The organism is Nakamurella endophytica, assembly GCF_014646215.1.
Classification (GTDB): domain Bacteria; phylum Actinomycetota; class Actinomycetes; order Mycobacteriales; family Nakamurellaceae; genus Nakamurella; species Nakamurella endophytica.
The window spans coordinates 602026-618749 of the sequence record NZ_BMNA01000001.1 but is presented as its reverse complement, the minus strand read 5'-3'; the positions used below and the strand labels follow the sequence as shown (position 1 = coordinate 618749).

13 protein-coding genes are annotated in these 16724 nt (G+C 77.0%); 7 read left to right on the top strand and 6 right to left on the bottom strand.

Going from position 1 to position 16724, the window contains the following annotated elements; all coding sequences use genetic code 11:
• The first annotated feature begins 317 nt into the window (after positions 1 to 317).
• Together IEY37_RS02680 and IEY37_RS02675 are read left to right on the top strand one after the other, a co-directional pair.
• Positions 318 to 1880, top strand: a complete 1563-nt coding sequence (locus tag IEY37_RS02680; RefSeq protein ID WP_188939910.1) for a DUF3027 domain-containing protein — start codon at positions 318 to 320, stop codon at positions 1878 to 1880.
• Positions 1877 to 5089 (top strand): sacsin N-terminal ATP-binding-like domain-containing protein, encoded by a 3213-nt coding sequence (locus IEY37_RS02675; protein ID WP_188939909.1) that lies wholly within the window; start codon positions 1877 to 1879, stop codon positions 5087 to 5089. The genes IEY37_RS02680 and IEY37_RS02675 overlap by 4 nt, the downstream gene beginning before the upstream one ends.
• Before the next feature lie 77 nt (positions 5090 to 5166).
• Here IEY37_RS02675 and IEY37_RS02670 read toward each other — a convergent pair whose 3' ends face one another.
• Positions 5167 to 5475 (bottom strand): DUF2530 domain-containing protein, encoded by a 309-nt coding sequence (locus IEY37_RS02670; protein WP_229673640.1) that lies wholly within the window; start codon positions 5473 to 5475, stop codon positions 5167 to 5169.
• A gap of 76 nt (positions 5476 to 5551) precedes the next feature.
• Here IEY37_RS02670 and IEY37_RS02665 point away from each other — a divergent pair, with 76 nt between their 5' ends.
• From IEY37_RS02665 to IEY37_RS02655, 3 genes are read left to right on the top strand one after another with little or no spacing between them, the layout of a single operon-like run.
• Complete coding sequence (locus tag IEY37_RS02665; protein ID WP_188939908.1) at positions 5552 to 5974, top strand: MarR family winged helix-turn-helix transcriptional regulator; 423 nt, start codon at positions 5552 to 5554, stop codon at positions 5972 to 5974.
• Positions 5975 to 6003: 29 nt separating this feature from the next.
• Complete coding sequence (locus IEY37_RS02660; protein ID WP_188940177.1) at positions 6004 to 6846, top strand: TrmH family RNA methyltransferase; 843 nt, start codon at positions 6004 to 6006, stop codon at positions 6844 to 6846.
• A 4-nt stretch (positions 6847 to 6850) separates the two neighbouring features.
• Positions 6851 to 7399 (top strand): DUF2537 domain-containing protein, encoded by a 549-nt coding sequence (locus IEY37_RS02655; protein ID WP_188939907.1) that lies wholly within the window; start codon positions 6851 to 6853, stop codon positions 7397 to 7399.
• A 27-nt stretch (positions 7400 to 7426) separates the two neighbouring features.
• Here the strand turns inward: IEY37_RS02655 and IEY37_RS02650 are convergent, their stop codons facing one another.
• Both IEY37_RS02650 and IEY37_RS02645 read right to left on the bottom strand, forming a co-directional pair.
• On the bottom strand, positions 7427 to 9307 hold the full coding sequence (locus IEY37_RS02650) for an ABC transporter ATP-binding protein (protein ID WP_229673636.1): 1881 nt from the start codon (positions 9305 to 9307) through the stop codon (positions 7427 to 7429).
• Entirely contained in the window at positions 9304 to 11289 is a 1986-nt protein-coding gene (locus tag IEY37_RS02645) for an ABC transporter ATP-binding protein (RefSeq protein WP_188939906.1), read from the bottom strand. The genes IEY37_RS02650 and IEY37_RS02645 overlap by 4 nt, the downstream gene beginning before the upstream one ends.
• A 145-nt stretch (positions 11290 to 11434) precedes the next feature.
• Here IEY37_RS02645 and IEY37_RS02640 point away from each other — a divergent pair, with 145 nt between their 5' ends.
• The gene (locus IEY37_RS02640; protein WP_188939905.1) at positions 11435 to 12391 is read left to right on the top strand and encodes a GlxA family transcriptional regulator; all 957 of its coding nucleotides are present in this window, start codon (positions 11435 to 11437) and stop codon (positions 12389 to 12391) included.
• A 112-nt stretch (positions 12392 to 12503) separates the two neighbouring features.
• Positions 12504 to 13502, top strand: a complete 999-nt coding sequence (gene gap / locus IEY37_RS02635; protein ID WP_188939904.1) for a type I glyceraldehyde-3-phosphate dehydrogenase — start codon at positions 12504 to 12506, stop codon at positions 13500 to 13502.
• A 13-nt stretch (positions 13503 to 13515) separates the two neighbouring features.
• On the opposite strand, the gene IEY37_RS02630 is transcribed toward gap, so the two are convergent.
• From IEY37_RS02630 to sepH, 3 genes are all read right to left on the bottom strand, one after another.
• Positions 13516 to 14592: a sensor domain-containing diguanylate cyclase gene (locus tag IEY37_RS02630; protein ID WP_188939903.1), complete on the bottom strand. Its 1077-nt coding sequence runs from the start codon at positions 14590 to 14592 to the stop codon at positions 13516 to 13518.
• Between the two features lie 89 nt (positions 14593 to 14681).
• Entirely contained in the window at positions 14682 to 15668 is a 987-nt protein-coding gene (locus IEY37_RS02625) for an alpha/beta hydrolase (protein ID WP_229673634.1), read from the bottom strand.
• 10 nt (positions 15669 to 15678) lie between these two features.
• On the bottom strand, positions 15679 to 16593 hold the full coding sequence (gene sepH, locus IEY37_RS02620; RefSeq protein WP_188939902.1) for a septation protein SepH: 915 nt from the start codon (positions 16591 to 16593) through the stop codon (positions 15679 to 15681).
• Between the last annotated feature and the right edge of the window lie 131 nt (positions 16594 to 16724).

The window sequence follows — 16724 nt, the reverse complement described above, 5'->3', positions numbered from 1 at the left end:
CCGGACATCGGGCGGTCGGAGCCGGTGCCGTCGTTGCCCCGCCTGCCGCGATGGTCGTCCGGGACCCGGTCCGGGCCGGCGGGCACGTCGCCGGGGCCGTCGTCGGGCACACCGCCGCGCGGGTCGTCCGGCCGGTGGGGACCGGCGGCGCCCGGGTTGCGACCGACCCCGCTCACGACGGTCATCCTGCCCCACCCGGCCCCCGTCGGTGGGCGTGTCCGCGGCGCGCCCGGGTGTCGGGCTCCCGGCGACTCCGGCAGGCCGCGCAGCGTCACGACCCGTCGTGACGGGCACGCCGCATGCGGCATCATGGCCGGGTGAGCGAGCCCGTGGCACCGTCCGTCAGCGACGCCCCGGAGGCCGCGACGTCCACCCTGTCCGGCGGCCCGGCCGTCGACGTCGCCGCGGAGGAGCCGGCCGCCTCGGCGGTGCCGGAGCTGGACGCGGCGGCGCTGGACCTGGCGCGGGCGGCCGCGGTCGGGGAGTCCGGCCATGCCGACCGGGTCGGGGAGCACCTGGAGACGGTCGGCGTCGACGGGGTCGCGGCGGAGGTGCGGTTCGCCGCGGCGGAACCGGGCTACGCCGGCTGGACCTGGTCCGTCGTGCTCGCGGTGACCGCCGGGGAGCCGCCCACCGTCAGCGAGGTGGTGCTGCTGCCGGGTGCCGGTGCGCTGCTGCCGCCGGCCTGGATCCCGTGGCACGACCGGATCCGCGCCGGCGACGTCGGCGCCGGGGACCTGCTCCCGACGGCACCCGACGACCCGCGGCTGGCCCCGGCCTACCTGGAGTCCGACGATCCCGCGGTCGAGGACGTCGCGCACGAGCTGGGCATCGGCCGGGTGCGGGTGCTCAGCCGGGAGGGCCGGACCGAGGCCGCGCAGCGGTGGCACGACGGCCCGTTCGGCCCCCGCGACGAGATCGCGCTGCAGGCGCCGGCCCACTGCCGCAGCTGCGCGTTCTACCTGCCGCTCGCCGGGTCGCTGGGTGTGCTGCTGGGCGCCTGCGGCAACGAGTACTCGCCGGCGGACGGCCGCGTCGTCGACTCCGGGTACGGCTGCGGGGCGCATTCCGAGGTCGTCGTCGAGCTGCCCGCCCACCCCACCGTCGCCGACTCGGTGCTGGACGAGCTGCGCCTCGAGGTGCACCACCGGCCGGCGCCGGACGCGGCGCACCAGGACGAGACGGCGGACGCGGCCGGGGACAGCACCGGCGATGCCGCCGGGCTCGAGGTCGCCGCGGACACCGCGACCCTGGTCGCGCAGGCGGAGGCCGCGCCGCCGGCCGGGGACCGTGCGGTGGCCGCGCCGCCGGTCGGGGAGTGGGAGGCTCCTGCCGCGGTGGTCGACGCGGAAGCGACCGACCCGGTCGCCGAGCCGGATCCCGGCGATACGGATCCCGTCGATCCGGCGCCCGCCGGGTCAGCTGCCACGGATGCGGCTCCGGCGGAGTCGGGCGGCACGGAGCTGGCGGACGCGCAGCCGGCGGACGCGGAGCCGGCGCTGCCGGGCGAGTCGGCGTCGGCTGCCGAGGACCGGGTCGACGTCGACGCCGCGGTGCCCTCCGTGCAGGAGACGCTGGCCGCGGTGCCGACCCGCGAGGACGAGGTCCTCGTGGAGAGCCTGGTGTCCGGTGCCGATCCTGCGCCGGCGGACGTGACGCTGCCGACGACCCTGCCGACGACCTTGCCGACGACCCTGCCGCCGACGGACCCGGCCGCGGACGCCGGCGCACCCGACCACGCACCCGACGAAGCCACGGTGGGTCCTACCGCGGCACAGAGCGCCGACGCGGATCCGAACGCCGGCGCGGATCCGGCGGGTCCGGGCGCCTCACCGGCCGACGCGGATCCCGCCGCCCCGCCGGCCGACGCGGATCGGTGACCGGGCCGGCGGACCGGTTCGGCCTCGCGGAGCTGCGGCGCGTCGTCCTCGACGCCTGGCAGGCGTCCCCGCGCCGCTTCCGCGAGGACGCCAACGCCGAGGAGGCGCTCTACCTCGGGGGCTACGCCGACCGCGTGCTGGTGGAACTGGTCGCCAACGCCGTCGACGCCGCCGCCGAGGCCGGTGTCCCGGCTCGCGTCCGCATCGAGCTGCGGCGCGGCCCCGCCGGCGTGCAGCTGCGGGTCGCGAACACCGGCGCGGCCCTGACCGCGGACGGTGTGGCGGCGCTGGCGTCGCTGCGGGCGTCCGCCAAGCGGGACAGCGTGGCGTCGGTGGGCCGGTTCGGTGTCGGTTTCACCGCCGTCGTCGGCGTCTCCGGGTCGGTCGAGGTGCTGTCCGCCGGCGGCGGCGTGCGGTTCGACGAGGACGCCGCCCGCGCCGCCTTGCACGGCCGGCACCCCGACCTGGACCGGGAGGTCCGGGCGCGGGACGGCCGGGTGCCGGTGCTGCGCCTGCCGTTCCCGTCGGCCGCTGCGCCCGGCGACCCGGTGCCGGCCGGGTACACCACGGAGGTCCGGCTGGTCCTGCGCCCGGACGCCGTGGCGGCCGTCGAGGCCGAGCTCGCCGCCGTCGACGAGGGCCTGTTCTGGGCGTTGCCGGGTCTCACCGAGGTCGTCGTCGTGCGGCCGGACGCGGCCGGACACCGGTGGGCGCTGGGCCCCGCCGACGAGCCCGCCGACGGCCCTGCCGCCGGTCGCTGGCCCGCGGCGGGGGCGGCCCAGGTCGACATCGTGGACGGGATCCCGGACGGAGCCGCGGGCAGGCCGGCCGGCGCGCCGTCCCGCCGGCGCCAGTTCCGCACGGTCACCGCGGTGGGCGAGCTGGACCCGGGCCTGCTGTCCGGGCGGCCCACCGAGGAGCGCGGCCGCACCGGCTGGCGCATCACCTGGGTGCTGCCGGTGCCGCCGCTGCCGCCCGGGTCCCCGGGGGCGAGCACCGGGACGATCGGCGCCCCGACGCCCACCGACGAACCGTTGACCTTCCCGGCCCGGCTGTACGGGTCGTTCCCGGTGGACGAGTCCCGCCGTCACCTGGCGCCGGGCGCGGTGCTGGACGTGCTGGTCGAGCGGGCCGCCGACGCCTACGTCGACCTGGTCCTGGCCGAACCGGCCGCCCGCCGGCCGGGGCTGGTGCCGGCGTCCGGCTTCCCGCGCGGCCCGGTCGATGCCGGGCTGCGGTCGGCGGTGCTGGACCGGCTGCGGCGCACCCCGTTCCTGCTCACCGCCGCCGGCACGCCGGTCGCGCCGGTGGACGCCGTGGTACTGGACGGCCTGGACCGGTCGCCGCGGGGCGGTGCGGACGCGAGCGGCCTGCTGGTCGCCGCCGTCCCCGGACTGCTGGCGCCGCCGGCCCGCGGTGATCTGTCGGCGCTGCGTGCGGTGGGGGTCCGCACCGTGCCGCTGGCCGAGGCGACGTCGGCGCTGGCGGCGCTGGACCGGCCGGCCGCCTTCTGGGCGCAGCTGTACGCCGCCCTCGGCGACGCGGACGCCGAGGACCTGGGCGACCTCCCGGTCCCGCTGCTCGGCGGTGGCCGCCGCTTCGGCGCCCGCGGCTGCCTGCTGCCCGGGGACCTCCCGGCGGAGCTGCTGCAGCGTGCCCACCGCGTCGCGCCGTCGTTGCCCGTGGTGGACCCGGCCGCGGCGCACCCGTTGCTGCAGCGGCTGGGCGCCGCGCCGGTCGACGCCGCCGGGCTGGCCGCGTCCCCGGCGCTCGTCGCCGCGTACCGGACCTTCCGGGACGAGCTCGAGGACGCGGACCCCGATCCCGACGAGGTCGAGCTCCTCGGCCGGCTTGCCCTCGACCTGGCCCGCGCCGGGGCCCCGGCCAGCCTGGGCGCGCTGGCGTCCGTCGTGCTCACCGCGGACGGCGAGCCGTGGCCCGCGGACGAGTTGTGCCTGCCCGGTTCCCGGTGGGCCGCGCTGCTGGAGCCGGACGACCGGCCACCGCCGCTGGACCCGCAGTGGCTGGCCGAACCCCCGGAGGTGCTGGCGGCGGTCGGCGTCCGGGACGGGGTGCGGGTGCGGACCGTGACCGAGCCGGACGACACCGTGCCGGACCTGGACCGGTGGTGGTCCGAGGTGGCCGGAGTGGGTCCGGTGCCGGCGGACGTGCCGGTGGTGGCCGACCTGGACCTGGTCGCGGACGACGCCTGGCCGGCCCTGCTGGAGCTGCTGGCCGGGGACCGGGCGGCGCGGGAGGCCCTGCTGCACCCACCGGCGCCCAGCTACACCGGGTGGTACCTGGCCCGGCACGCGGTGGTGGCCGGCGCACCGCTGCGGCACTGGCGCACGGCGGCGGCTGCGGAGCTGGCCGGGCTCTACGACGTGCTGCCGCTGGAGATCGATCCGCGGGTCGCCGCGGCCGCGGGCGTGCTCACCGGGCCTGCCGACGCCGCCCGGGACCCGGAGGAACTCCTGCGCCGGTACGCCGACCCGGACCGCCGGGTGCCCGCTGCCGTGGTCCCGGCGCTGACCGCGGAGGTGGCCCGGCTGCTCGCCGCCGACGCCGATCTGGAGCTCCCGGACCGGGCGCGGACGGTGACCGGAGAGGCCGTCGACGTCGACGACTGCCTGGTGCTCGACGCGCCCTGGTTGGCCGGGCTGCTGCCGGCCGGTGTGCTGGTGCCGAGCGGGGCGGACCCCGACGCCGTCGCCGCGGCACTGGACCTCGAGCCGGCGTCGCTGGCCGTGCCGGTCACGGTCCGGACCGCGGGCGCCGGGCCAACCGTCGGGGACACCCCCGGCGACGGACCGCAACCGGCAGACCCGGCCGCCATCGCAGCGGCCGGTGCCGCGGACCCCGCCGGCGGCGGAGCTGCGGCCGGTGCCGCGGACCCAGCCGGCGCCGCTGCTGCGGCCGCGGCCGCACTCGGCGTGCCCCCCGCGCTCGCCGCCCGGCTGCACGTGCACCCGGCGCTGGCCGTCGAGCCTGCCGGCGACGACGCGCTCGACCGCTGGCCGGAGCCGGACGGCCGGGCCGTCCCGGTGCGGTGGTGGGTCGCCGGCGGCGACGCCCTGGTCGACGGGTCACCGGCCGGGATCGGCCGCGCCGTGGCCTGGCTGGCCGGCCGCTGGCCGGACCGGGACGTCGCCGTCGCGGCCGCGACCGGCGATGGGACGGCACTGGCCGAGCGGGCCGTCGCCGGCTGACCTGCCGGACCGGGCTCGGCCGGGGGACCCGTCCGGATCGGGCCGACGGACCTCGGCCCGTCGGCGGCCCGTCCGGCCTAGAACTCCTCGTCCAGCGCCATCTGGTTGGCCGACCGCCGGCCACGCCGGGCGGCCCAGCGCTGCCAGGCGTAGATCGACAGGCCGATCAGGCCGAGCACCCAGCCGGCCAGGAACGTCCACAGCCAGAGCATCGCGTGGTGGCGGCGCAGCGGCTCGACGAAGAAGAGCAGCACCACGAACCCGACGAACCAGACCGCCGTGCCCGGAACCACGATGTGCCCCAGGTTCGACCGGGCCGGCGGCAGCGGCGGCAGCGCCCCGTCCGTCCCGGGACCGGTGGCGGCAGGTGGCGGCGCGCTGGACACCACGGCAGCCTAACGGCGCGCGGGGACGGCCCGCCGGCCCGGTTGTTGCTCGCGGTCACCCCGCTAACCTGGGCGGATGCCCGACATCGCGCCACTGGCGAACGAACTCCGCCTGTCGATCCACCGGCTGACGCGCCGCCTGCGGCAACAGCATCCCGAGCAGGAGATCACCCTCACCCAGCTGTCCGCGCTGGCCATCGTCTGGCGCGAGGGTCCGATGACCGCCGGCGACCTCGCCGCCCGCGAGCAGGTCCGCCCGCCGTCGATCACCCGCGTCGTGGACGGGCTGCAGGCCCTTGGCTTGGTGCAGCGCAAGGAGAACCCCGCGGACGGCCGCCAGGTGATGGTCGAGATCACCCCGGAGGGCGCTGCGAAGATGGAGGAGAACGTGCGCGCCCGGGAGGCCTGGCTGGCGCAGCAGCTGCTCACCCTGAGCGCCGAGGATCGCGAGATCCTCGGCCGCGCGGCCGTGCTGATGGACCAGTTGGCGGCGCGCTGACCGGCGTCGCGCCGCCCCGGCGCGCCGTGGTGGCCGACCCGGGCGACCCCCGGCTCGACGACTTCCGCGACCTGAGCCGGGCGGACCGGCGTCCGGACCGCCCCGGCGGGCGCGGGCTGGTGATCGCCGAGGGCACCGTCGTGGTGCGGCGGCTGCTCGACTCGGCCTACCCCGTGCGCGCCGTGCTGGGGGTCGGCCGCCGGCTGGACGAGCTGGCCGACGTCCTGGCCGGCCGGGACGTGCCGGTGTGGGAGGTCGATGCCGATCTGATGGCCCGCGTGGTCGGCTTCCACCTCAACCGCGGGGTGCTGGCCGCTGCCGACCGGGTCCCGTTCCCGGCGGTCGCGGAGCTGGCCGCGGGCGCGCGGTCGCTGGCGGTGCTCGAGGGCGTCGGCGACCACGAGAACCTGGGCGCCCTGTTCCGGAACGCCGCGGCCCTCGGGGCCGACGCGGTGGTACTGGGGCCCGGCTGCTCGGACCCGCTCTACCGGCGCAGCGTCCGGGTCTCGATGGGGTGGGTGCTCCGGGTGCCGTTCGCCCCGTGGGACGGCCCGGTCGCCGACCTGCTCGAGCTGCTGCGGGGGACCGGGTGGACGGTCGCCGCGCTCACCCCGGCGGCGTCCGCCCGGCCGCTGTCCGTGCTGGACCAGCGGCGACCGGACCGGGTCGCCGTCGTCCTCGGCGCCGAGGGCCCGGGCCTGACGGCCGCGGCGCTGGCCGCCGCCGACCTGCAGGTCCGGATCCCGATGACGCCGGGCGTCGACTCGCTCAACGTCGCGACGGCCGGAGCGGTCGCGTTCGCGGCCCTGTGGGCGCCCCGCGCGGCCGCCGGGGCGGGACCGGACGGTCCCGACGGCGCTGATGCACACTGACCCCATGAGTCACCCCGCCGCCCGTCCCGGCGCGCCGGCCGGTCCCCGACCGGGTGCCGGCGCCCCGGCCGCGGCGGGCGGCGACACGGCCGCCGTCACGGCGGCTGGCGACACGGCCGCCGCGGCGGCTGCGGGAACCGCCGACCCGTGGGCGACGGTGTCCCTCGGCGACCGGGACCCGGACGACGGGCCGTGGGACGTCGACGGCAGCGGGACCGAGCACGGCACCCACGGGATCGACGTCCGCGGCCGCTCCCCGGAGGATTGGGCCTGGGTCGAGGAGTGGCGGGCCGGCCGCGAGCCGGTGCCGTGGGCGCACGGCCTGACCCTGGCGTTCTTCGCGGCGTTGCTGGTGGCCTGCGCCCTCGTGGTGCTCTCGACCGGCCTGGCCGGGACGCCGTGGGTCGACCTGGCGGTCAACCTCGTCGTCGCGGCCGGTCTGGCTCCCGCGGTGTGGCTGTCCCGCGGGTTGCCCGTGCTGCGGTGGGTGGCCGCCGGGGTGGTGCTCGGCATCGTCCTGGGTTGGGTGGCGGCGCTGTTCAGCCAGCTCTGATCGCTGCCGCGAGCCCAGTGGCCGCCGTCAGACCAAGGAGTCCCGCCAGGCGTCGTGCAGCCGGGCGTAGGCGCCGGTGCCCCGGACGAGCTCGGCGGGCGAGCCGTCCTCGGTGACCCGGCCGTGGTCCATCACCAGCACCCGGTCCGCGATCGACACCGTCGACAGCCGGTGGGCGATGATCACCGCCGTGCGCCCGCGCAGCACCGTGCGCAGCGCCTGCTGCACCGCCCGCTCGGACGGGATGTCCAGCGACGCGGTCGCCTCGTCGAGGATCAGCACCGCCGGGTCCGCCAGGAACGCCCTGGCGAACGCGACGAGCTGCCGCTGCCCGGCGGACAGCCGGCCGCCGCGCTTGCGGACGTCGGTGTCGAAGCCGTCCGGCAGCTGCCGGATGAACGGGCCGGCGCCGATGGCGTCCGCGGCGTGCTCGATCTCCGCCCTGGTCGCCGACGGCCGGCCGAGCGCGATGTTGTCCGCCACCGAGCCGGAGAACAGGAACGACTCCTGCGTCACCATGACGACGGCCCGCCGCAGGTCGGCGCCGGCCAGCCTGTCCACGGCGATGCCGTCCAGCAGCACCCGCCCGGCCGTCGGGTCGTAGAACCGGGCCACCAGCTTGGCCAGCGTCGACTTGCCGGCACCGGTGGCGCCGACGACGGCGACCGTCTGGCCCGCCTGGATCTCCAGGTCCAACCGTGGCAACACCGGCACCGACGGGTGGTAGCCGAATTCCACCGCCTCGAAGGTCACCCGCCCGCGCAGTTCCGGCGCGGGCACCGGGTCGGTCGGCTCGGGAACCGACGGCACCTCCTCGAGCAGCCCGGACAGCTTCTCCAGCGCCGCCCCGGCCGACTGGTAGGCGTTGTAGAACATCGCCAGCTCGTCCAGCGGGTCGTACATCCGCCGCACGTACAGCAGGAACGCGGCGAGCACGCCGATCTCGACGCTGCCGTGGACGACCTGCACCGCCCCGACCACCATCACCGCGGCCAGGCTCAGGTTGCCGACCATCCGGACGCTGGGCGCATAGTGCGCGAGCACCACCAGCCCGTCACCGTTGGCCTCGCAGTTCTCGGCGTTGGAGCGGCGGAAGATCTCCAGGTTGCGCTGCTCGCGGCGGAACGAGAGCACCGCCCGCAGGCCGTTCATGGTCTCGGTGAACTGCACGATCAGCGCGGCGATGGCGGTCCGGGTGCGCCGGTAGATGGACCGGGACCGACGCTGGAACCACCGGGTGAGCAGCGCGATCGGCAGGAACGACGCCAGCGCGATCAACCCGAGCGGCAGGTCCAGCACCAGCAGGGTCACCGAGATGCCCAGCACCGTCAGCACCCCGGAGATGAGCCCGTCCAGGCCCTCCGAGGTCAGCTCGTTGAGGGTGTCCAGGTCACTGGTCATCCGGGAGATGACCCGGCCCGAGGTGTAGCGCTCGTGGAAGGACAGGCTCAGCGCCTGGCTGTGGTCGAACACCCGGCCGCGCAGGTCCAGCAGGACCGCCTGGGCCGCCCGCGCCGAGACGCGGACGAAGCCGGCCTTGGTGACCGCGTTCAACACCCCGGCGGCCAGGTACCCGATGGTCGACAGCACCAGCGGCCGGCCGTCGCCGCGGGCCAGCGCCGGCACGGCCGTGTCGATGGCGTAGGCGACGATCAGCGGGCCGGCCAGGAAGGCCAGCTCCGACACCACGACCAGGACCGCCGCCAGCACCACCCGGCGCCGCTGCGGGCGGAGCAACGACCGCAGCAGCCGCCGGCTGCGGGCCCGCATCCGCGCGCCGACCTCGCTGCCCAGACCGGAGAGCTCCGACTCGGACAGCTCCTCGGTGGCCACCCCCCGCCAGGTGTCCTCCGGGGCGGTGTCGACCGGCGCCGAGGCGCCGGGATCCGCGCCGCTCAGCGTCGTCACGCCCGGCCCCCGTCCACCCCTGCACCTGCACCTGCACGGGCACCGTCAGTGCCATCTGCGCCGCCGCGGGCGTCGGTGCGGTCTGCGCCGCCGCGGGCGTCGGTGGCCAGCAGGTCGCCGTAACCGGGCACCGTGGCGAGCAGCTCGGAGTGCGTGCCGACGGCGGCCACCCGGCCGTCCGCGAGCAGCGCGACCCGGTCGGCCAGCAGCACGGTCGACGCCCGGTGCGCGACGATCAGCGCCGTCGTGCCGTGCAGCACCGACCGCAGTGCCTTCTCGACCTGCGCCTCGGTGTGGATGTCCAGCGCGGACAGCGGGTCGTCCATCACCAGCACCGACGGCCGGCCCACCACCGCGCGGGCCAGCGCCAACCGCTGCCGCTGACCGCCGGAGAGCGACAGCCCCTGCTCGCCAATCCGGGTGTCCAGTCCCCACGGCAGGTCCTCGACGAAGTCGGCGTGGGCCACGCGCAGCGCCCGCCGGACCTCGTCGTCGTCGGCGTCGGGGTGCCCGAGCAGCACGTTCTCCCGGACCGAGGCGGAGAACAGCGTCGGCTCCTCGAAGGCCACGGCGACCCGGGACCGCAGGTCCGCCAGGTCCAGGTCGCGGACGTCGACGCCGTCGAGGACCACGGCACCGCCGGTGACGTCGTACAGCCGGTTGACCAGCGCGGTGAGCGCGGTCTTGCCGGACCCGGTGGCGCCGACGACCGCGACACTCTCGCCGGGATGCAGCTCCAGGTCCACCCCGCGCAGCACCTCGGCCGGCCGGCCCGGCCGGTCCTGCGCGTCCGGGAAGCCGAAGCGCACGTCGCGGAACTCCAGGTGGCCCTCGCGGCGCGCCGGGCGCACCGGCCGCTCCGGCGACGTGACGGTCACCGGCACGTCCATGACCTCGAAGTACCGGTCGGCCGCCGCGGCGGCGTCGTTGGTGACGGCCAGCAGCCAGCCGAGGGAGTCGATCGGCCAGCGCAGGCTCATCGCCGTGCCGAAGAACGCGACCAGCGTCCCCGCCGTCAGCGTGCCGTCGGCGACCTCCTGGATGCCCAGCAGCAGCACCACGCCCAGTGCGATCTCCGGCAGCGCGATGATCGTGGCCCAGAGCACCGAGATCACCCTGGCCTTAGTCAGCTCGGTGTCCCGCAGCCCCCGCGCCTGCGCGAGGAAGCTGCGGCCCAGGTCCCGGCTGCGGCCGAACGCCTTGAGGATCCGGATGCCCAGCACCGACTCCTCGACGGTGGTGGCCAGGTCGCCCACCTGGTCCTGCGAGCGGCGGGCGAGCACCTGGTAGCGGGTCTCGTACCGCAGGCACAGCACGATCAACGGCACCGCCAGCGCCGCGACGACGAGTCCGAGGCGCCAGGACAGCGACAGCAGGATGATCACGCCCACCACGAAGGTCGCGACGTTGACGACCAGAAAGACCAGCGCGAACCCGAGGAAGCGGCGGATCGTCGACAGGTCGGACACCGCCCGGGACAGCAGCTGCCCGGCCGGCCAGTGGTCGTGGAAGGCCACCGGCAGGCGCTGCAGGTGCGCGTAGAGCGCCTCCCGCATCCTGGCCTCGACCTGCATGCTGGGCCGCGCCGCCAGCAGCCGCCGCACCCAGAACAGCCCGGCCTCGCCGGCGCCGAGCAGCACCAGCACGACGGCCGGCCAGACCAGCCCGGACAGGTCGCGGTCGGTGATCGGGCCGTCGATGATCCACTGGATGGCCAGCGGGAAGGCCAGGCTGCACACCGTCGCGACGATCGCCGTCACCGTCGACCAGAGCAGCGCCGGCAGTGCCGGGCGGGCGTACGGGTACAGCCGCCGCAGCGACGCGACCGACGACCGCGCGCCGCGCGGGCCGGAGTCCGGGTCGGGGATGCCCAGCGCCGTCAGGCCGGCCGCGTGCTCCGCGGTGTCCCGGTCGGGACGGGCGTCGGCGTCGGCGGTGGTCGGGGTGCCGGGGTGGGACAGGGCTGCATCGGTGATCGGCATGACCGTTCGAGGCTACGTGGGGCCACCGACGGCCTCCCACCGAGTTTCCGCCCGCGGCCCCGCCGGCCGGCCCGTCGGGAGCGGTCCGCGGTGCCGCCCCGCCGGTGTGCGATCGCCGCCCGGCGGCGGGCCCTACCGTGTCCCCGTGCCGCCCACCCGCCTGCACCGCGTCGCCGTCCTGGTGCTGGAGGGCGCGAAGCCGCTGGACGTCGGGATCCCGGCGCAGGTCTTCACGACCCGGCCGAGCATGCCGTACGAAGTCCGGGTGTGCGGCCCGGCGCCGGGGCTGGTCACCGGCGGCGACGGGCTGTCCTACCACGTGGCCGACGGCCTGGACGCGTTGGAGTGGGCGGAGATCGTGTTCATCCCCGGCTACCGCCACCCGGACCGGGAGGATCCGCCCGCGACCGTGGTCCGGGCGCTGCGCGCCGCGCACGGCCGCGGCGCCCGGCTCGCGGCGATCTCCACCGGCGCGTTCGCGCTGGCCGCCACCGGTCTGCTCGACGGGCGGCGGGCCACCACCCACTGGCACTACACCCGGGCACTGGCGGCCCGGCACCCGGGGGTGCGGGTCGACGCCAACGTGCTGTTCGTCGACGAGGGCAGCGTGCTGACCTCCGCGGGCGCGGCGTCCGGGATCGACCTGTGCCTGCACGTGCTGCGCGGCGACCTCGGCGTCGCCGCCGCCAACCACGCGGCGCGCCGGCTGGTCGCCGCGCCGTACCGCAGCGGCGGCCAGGCCCAGTACGTGCCGCGCAGCGTGCCGGAACCGCTCGGCGAGCGGTTCGCCGCGACGCGGGAGTGGGCGCTGCACCGGCTCGGCGAGCCGCTGACGCTCGACCGGCTGGCCCGGCACGCGGCCGTGTCGCCGCGCACCTTCTCCCGGCGGTTCGTCGAGGACACCGGCCACACCCCGATGCAGTGGGTGCTCCGCGCCCGCATCGACGTGGCCCGCGAGCTGCTGGAACGGTCGCAGCGCAGCGTCGAGCAGATCGCGGCCGACGTGCACCTGGGCACCGGGGCCAACCTGCGGCTGCACTTCCAGCGGATCCTCGGGACGACGCCGAGCGAGTACCGGCGCACCTTCACCCGCGGCGAATGACGCCCGGCCGGGTGGCAGACGGTTGGCGCGATCCTTGCGGACGGTGGCGTCCGCGCCGCTGTCGGGCCGCCACCCGGCCGGCCAGCCTGGGTGGCGACCGAGAGGAGCCACTGTGACCCGCATTGCCATCAACGGCTTCGGCCGCATCGGCCGGAACGTGCTGCGCGCGCTGCTGGAGCGCGACAGCGACCTGGAGATCGTCGCCGTCAACGACCTCGCCGCACCGGCGACCCTGCGCCGGCTGCTGGCCTACGACACCACGGCCGGCCGGCTGGGCCGCCCGGTGTCCGTGGACGGGGACGCCCTCGTCGTGGACGGCCGGCGAGTGCAGGTGCTGGCCGAGCCCGACCCGGCCCGGTTGCCGTGGGGACCGCTGGACGTCGACGTCGTCCTGGAGTCGACCGGCCGCTGGACCTCCGCCACCGCCGCCCGCGCGCACCTGGCGGCCGGCGCGGGGAAGGTCCTGGTAGGTGCGCCGTCCGAGGGGGCCGACGTCACGCTGGCGTTCGGCGTCAACACCGGCGCCTACGACCCGGCCCGGCACACCGTCGTCTCGAACGCCTCGTGCACCACCAACGCGCTGGCCCCGCTGGCCGCGGTGCTGCACGGCCTGGCCGGCATCGAGCACGGCTTCATGACCACGGTGCACGCCTACACCCAGGAGCAGAACCTGCAGGACGGCCCGCACCGCGACGCCCGCCGGGCACGGGCCGCCGCCGTCAACATCGTGCCGACCACGACCGGGGCCGCCAAGGCCATCGGCCTGGTCCTGCCGGAGCTGGACGGCCGGCTCTCCGGCGACTCCATCCGGGTACCCGTCCCGGTCGGGTCGCTGGTGGAGCTGAACGCCACGGTCGAGCGGGAGGTCGATCGGGACGACGTCCTGGCCGCCTACCGCGCGGCGGCGGCCGGACCGCTGGCCGGGATGCTGGAGTACTCCGAGGAGGCGTTGGTGTCCTCGGACATCACCGGCAACCCGGCGTCCTCGATCTTCGACTCGGCGCTGACCCGGGTGGACGGCCGGCACGTCAAGGTGGTCGCCTGGTACGACAACGAATGGGGCTTCTCGCACCGCGTCGTCGACACGCTGGAACTGCTGGCCGCGGCCTGAACTCCTCGACCGGTCAGGGACGCCGCGGCTCCGGCACCGCGGAGCCGCGGCGCGCCCTGGCGTGCTTCATGGCGTACATGGCCTCGTCCGCGGCGGCCAGCGCCTCGGCGGGGGAGCGGCCGCCGCCGCAGCGCGAGACGCCGACCGAGGCGCGCACCGCCACCGTGACCTCGGGCGCCACCTCGACCTCCGCGCGCAGGCAGCGGCGCAGCGCCGCTGCCAGGTCGAAGTGTCCCGTGCCGGTGTCGGGGCCGCCGATGCCCGCGGCGTCGGGTGCGGGGTCCGGCCCGTGCCCGGACCGGACCGGACCCGTGACCACGAACTCGTCACCCGCCCACCGGGAGACCTCGCAGCCCGCGGGCAGTCCGGCGGTCAGGAAGCCGGCGACCGCCACCAGCAGCCGGTCCCCGGCGAGGTGACCGAGGGTGTCGTTGACCAGCTTCAATCCGTCCAGGTCGACCATGGCGACGTCGACCACCCGCCCGGAGCGCGCGACGTCCTGCAGGTGCCGGCTCATACCGGCCCGGTTGGTCAGCCCGGTCAGGGTGTCGTGGGTGGCGGCGTGGCGCAGCCGCTCGACCACCCGCTCGTGCGCCGCGACGTCCTCGACGCACATCAGCACCAGCCGGCGCCCGTCGCGGTCGACGGTGGACGTGGTGGTGCGGCACCGCAGGGTGCGGCCGCTGCGGTGCACCATCCGCCGGTCGGCGATCGAGCCGCTCGGCGACGGGACGGAGCTGCTGCGGGGCGCGGGGACCTCCGCCCGGTGCTCGCGGACGGCCGGGTGCCGGGCTCCGGCCAGCACGGCGGCGGGCACCGGATCCGGCTGCGGCACCGCGGTGCCGGGCTCGTCGAACGGGTCGGCCGGGTCGGCGGGGTCCGCGACATCGGCGGGGTGGGAGCCGTCCGCGGACGCCAGGACGAGATCCGACATGTCGAGGTCGAGCACCTCGGAAAGGCTGTAGCCGAGCAGCCGGGCGAAGGCGGCGTTGGCGTGCCGGACCCGCCCGCCCTCGTCGTGGACCACCACAGCCATCGGCGAGGCGTCGAGCAGGTCGAGGACAGCGTCGGCGACGGACAGCGCCATCATCACGTCCTCCGTCACCCTCTCGGCCCGGCCCCCATTGTGCCGGGAACCGCCTGGCGGCGGGCCGCGAGCACACCAAAGAGGGGCGAACGTCAGCCCTTCAGGGCAGACCGCACCGCGGCGTCGGTGGCTGCGACGCCCGCCGGCCCGAGGATCAGGCTGTAGTGGTTGGTGGCGGCCACCCGGGTCACCCGCCGTGTCCGGCCGTCGGCACCGTCGGCACCGTCGGCACCGTCGGCACCGTCGGCACCGTCGGCACCGTCGGCACCGTCGGCACCGTCGGCACCGTCGGCACCGTCGGCACCGTCGGCACCGACAGTGCTGTCCGGGACGAACGGTTCGGGCTGGTCGAGCATGCCTCGCTCGGCGAGCAGCACGGTGACCGGTGGCGCGACGCCCTGCCCCGAGTCGGCCCACGACCGGCTCGGCGACCAGGTCAGCACGTCCCGGCCGTCGGCGAGCACCGCGTCCCGGACGCAGCTGGACCGGACGGCGCCGTCCCCGGCGGGGACCAGATCGTGCAGCAGGTGGGCCCGGACCGCCGCCGCGGTCGGGCCGTGCAGCAGCGGGCCGACGGCCGGGTGGCCGGCCCAGAACGCCAGGCAGTCCTCCGGCGTCGGGAACGTCATGGACAGCCGGTCGAGGGCCGGGCCGATCGCCGCCCCGAGCTGCGCCTCGATGTCCGTGCCCGGTGGCGCGGGCAGGGCAACCCCACCGTCGAGCAACACCACGGCCCGGAACAGCTCGGGGTGGCGGGCCGCCGCTGCGGCGGCGACGAAGGCGCCCATGGAGTGCCCGACGAGTACCACCGGCGCCCCGCCGGACCCGGCGGCCACCGACGCCACGGCGACGATGTCGGCCGCATGCGCCGCCAGGCCGGCCGGTCCGGCGACCGCCGCGGAGCAGCCCCGGCCACGCAGGTCCGGTGCGAGCACCCGGGCGGTGCCGTGCAGCGAGTCGGCCAGAGAGGCGAACGCCAGGCCGTTGGACGTGATCCCGTGCAGGGCGAGCACGGTGGCCGGGCCGGCGCCCAGCTCGTGGACCGCCAGCGCGCCGCCCTCGACGGGGACCCCGAGCACGGCCGAGCGGTCAGCGTCCCTGGCGGGTGCCCAGCAGGACGTCCTCCCAGGACGGCATCGGCGGGCGGGTGGCGCGGCGGCCGACGCCTCGCGCGGAGTCGGTGCCGGTGCGGACCACCTGCTCGGCGCGGGCGGGCAGAACGCCGGCACGCTCGTCGGTCACGGTGTCCTCGACCAGCCGCTCGGCCTCCCTCGCCGCCGGTCCCGCGGCCGATCCCGTCGCGGCACCCGCCGGTGCGGCGGGCGGCGCCGACACGGTGGGCTCCGTCGGGTCGAGCAGCGAGCCGGCGACCGCGGCGCCCGGCGCCGGTGCGGCCGGACGGGTCGGCTCGCGCACCGGCCGCGGGGCGCGGACCGACGGGTCCACGATCTCGGCGGCGGTCTCGTCCCGGGCGGTCAGCGTGCCGCCGGCCGGCCCGGGGTGGAACGTCCAGCGGGCGCGGTTCTGGCTGCGGCCCGCGTGCCAGGTGAGCACCAGGACCCAGCTGTCGCCGTCCCGGTAGGCGTCCCACTCGACGCCCTCGTCCTGGCCGCGGGCGGCGAGCGTGGCGCCGACCAGCTGCTCGACCGTCTGCTTGGCCGTCACGCCGTCCGTGCTGGGGTGCGCCCCGCGGCCGCGGTCGGCCATGGTGGCCCGCTCCAGCAGCACCGGGTGCGCGAAGCTCTCGATCCGCCGCACCGACGTCTTCGCCAGCGCCGCGACCTCCTCCAGGGTGGCGCCGGCGCGGATGCGGGCCTGTACCTCGCGCGGGCGCAACTGCGGCTCGCCGTCCGACTCCTGCTGTCCGAACCGGCCGGCGTCGCCACGGGCCGCGGCGCGCAGCCGGTCGTTGCAGGGCAGCGTGAACCGCTCCCCGTCGGCGGTGTCCTCGCAGACGACCGTCGCTCCGCCGTCGGTCAGTCCCACGATCCGCAGTGCGCGCACGGCCCGTCCCCTCTGCAACTGGATGTCGCGCCACGCTAACGCGGCGGCGGCACCGTCCCCGGACGGCGCGCCGAGGCAGCCGCGGGCTTGCGGCGCAACGACTTTCCGGTTGTGACGGATGTGACCGGTGT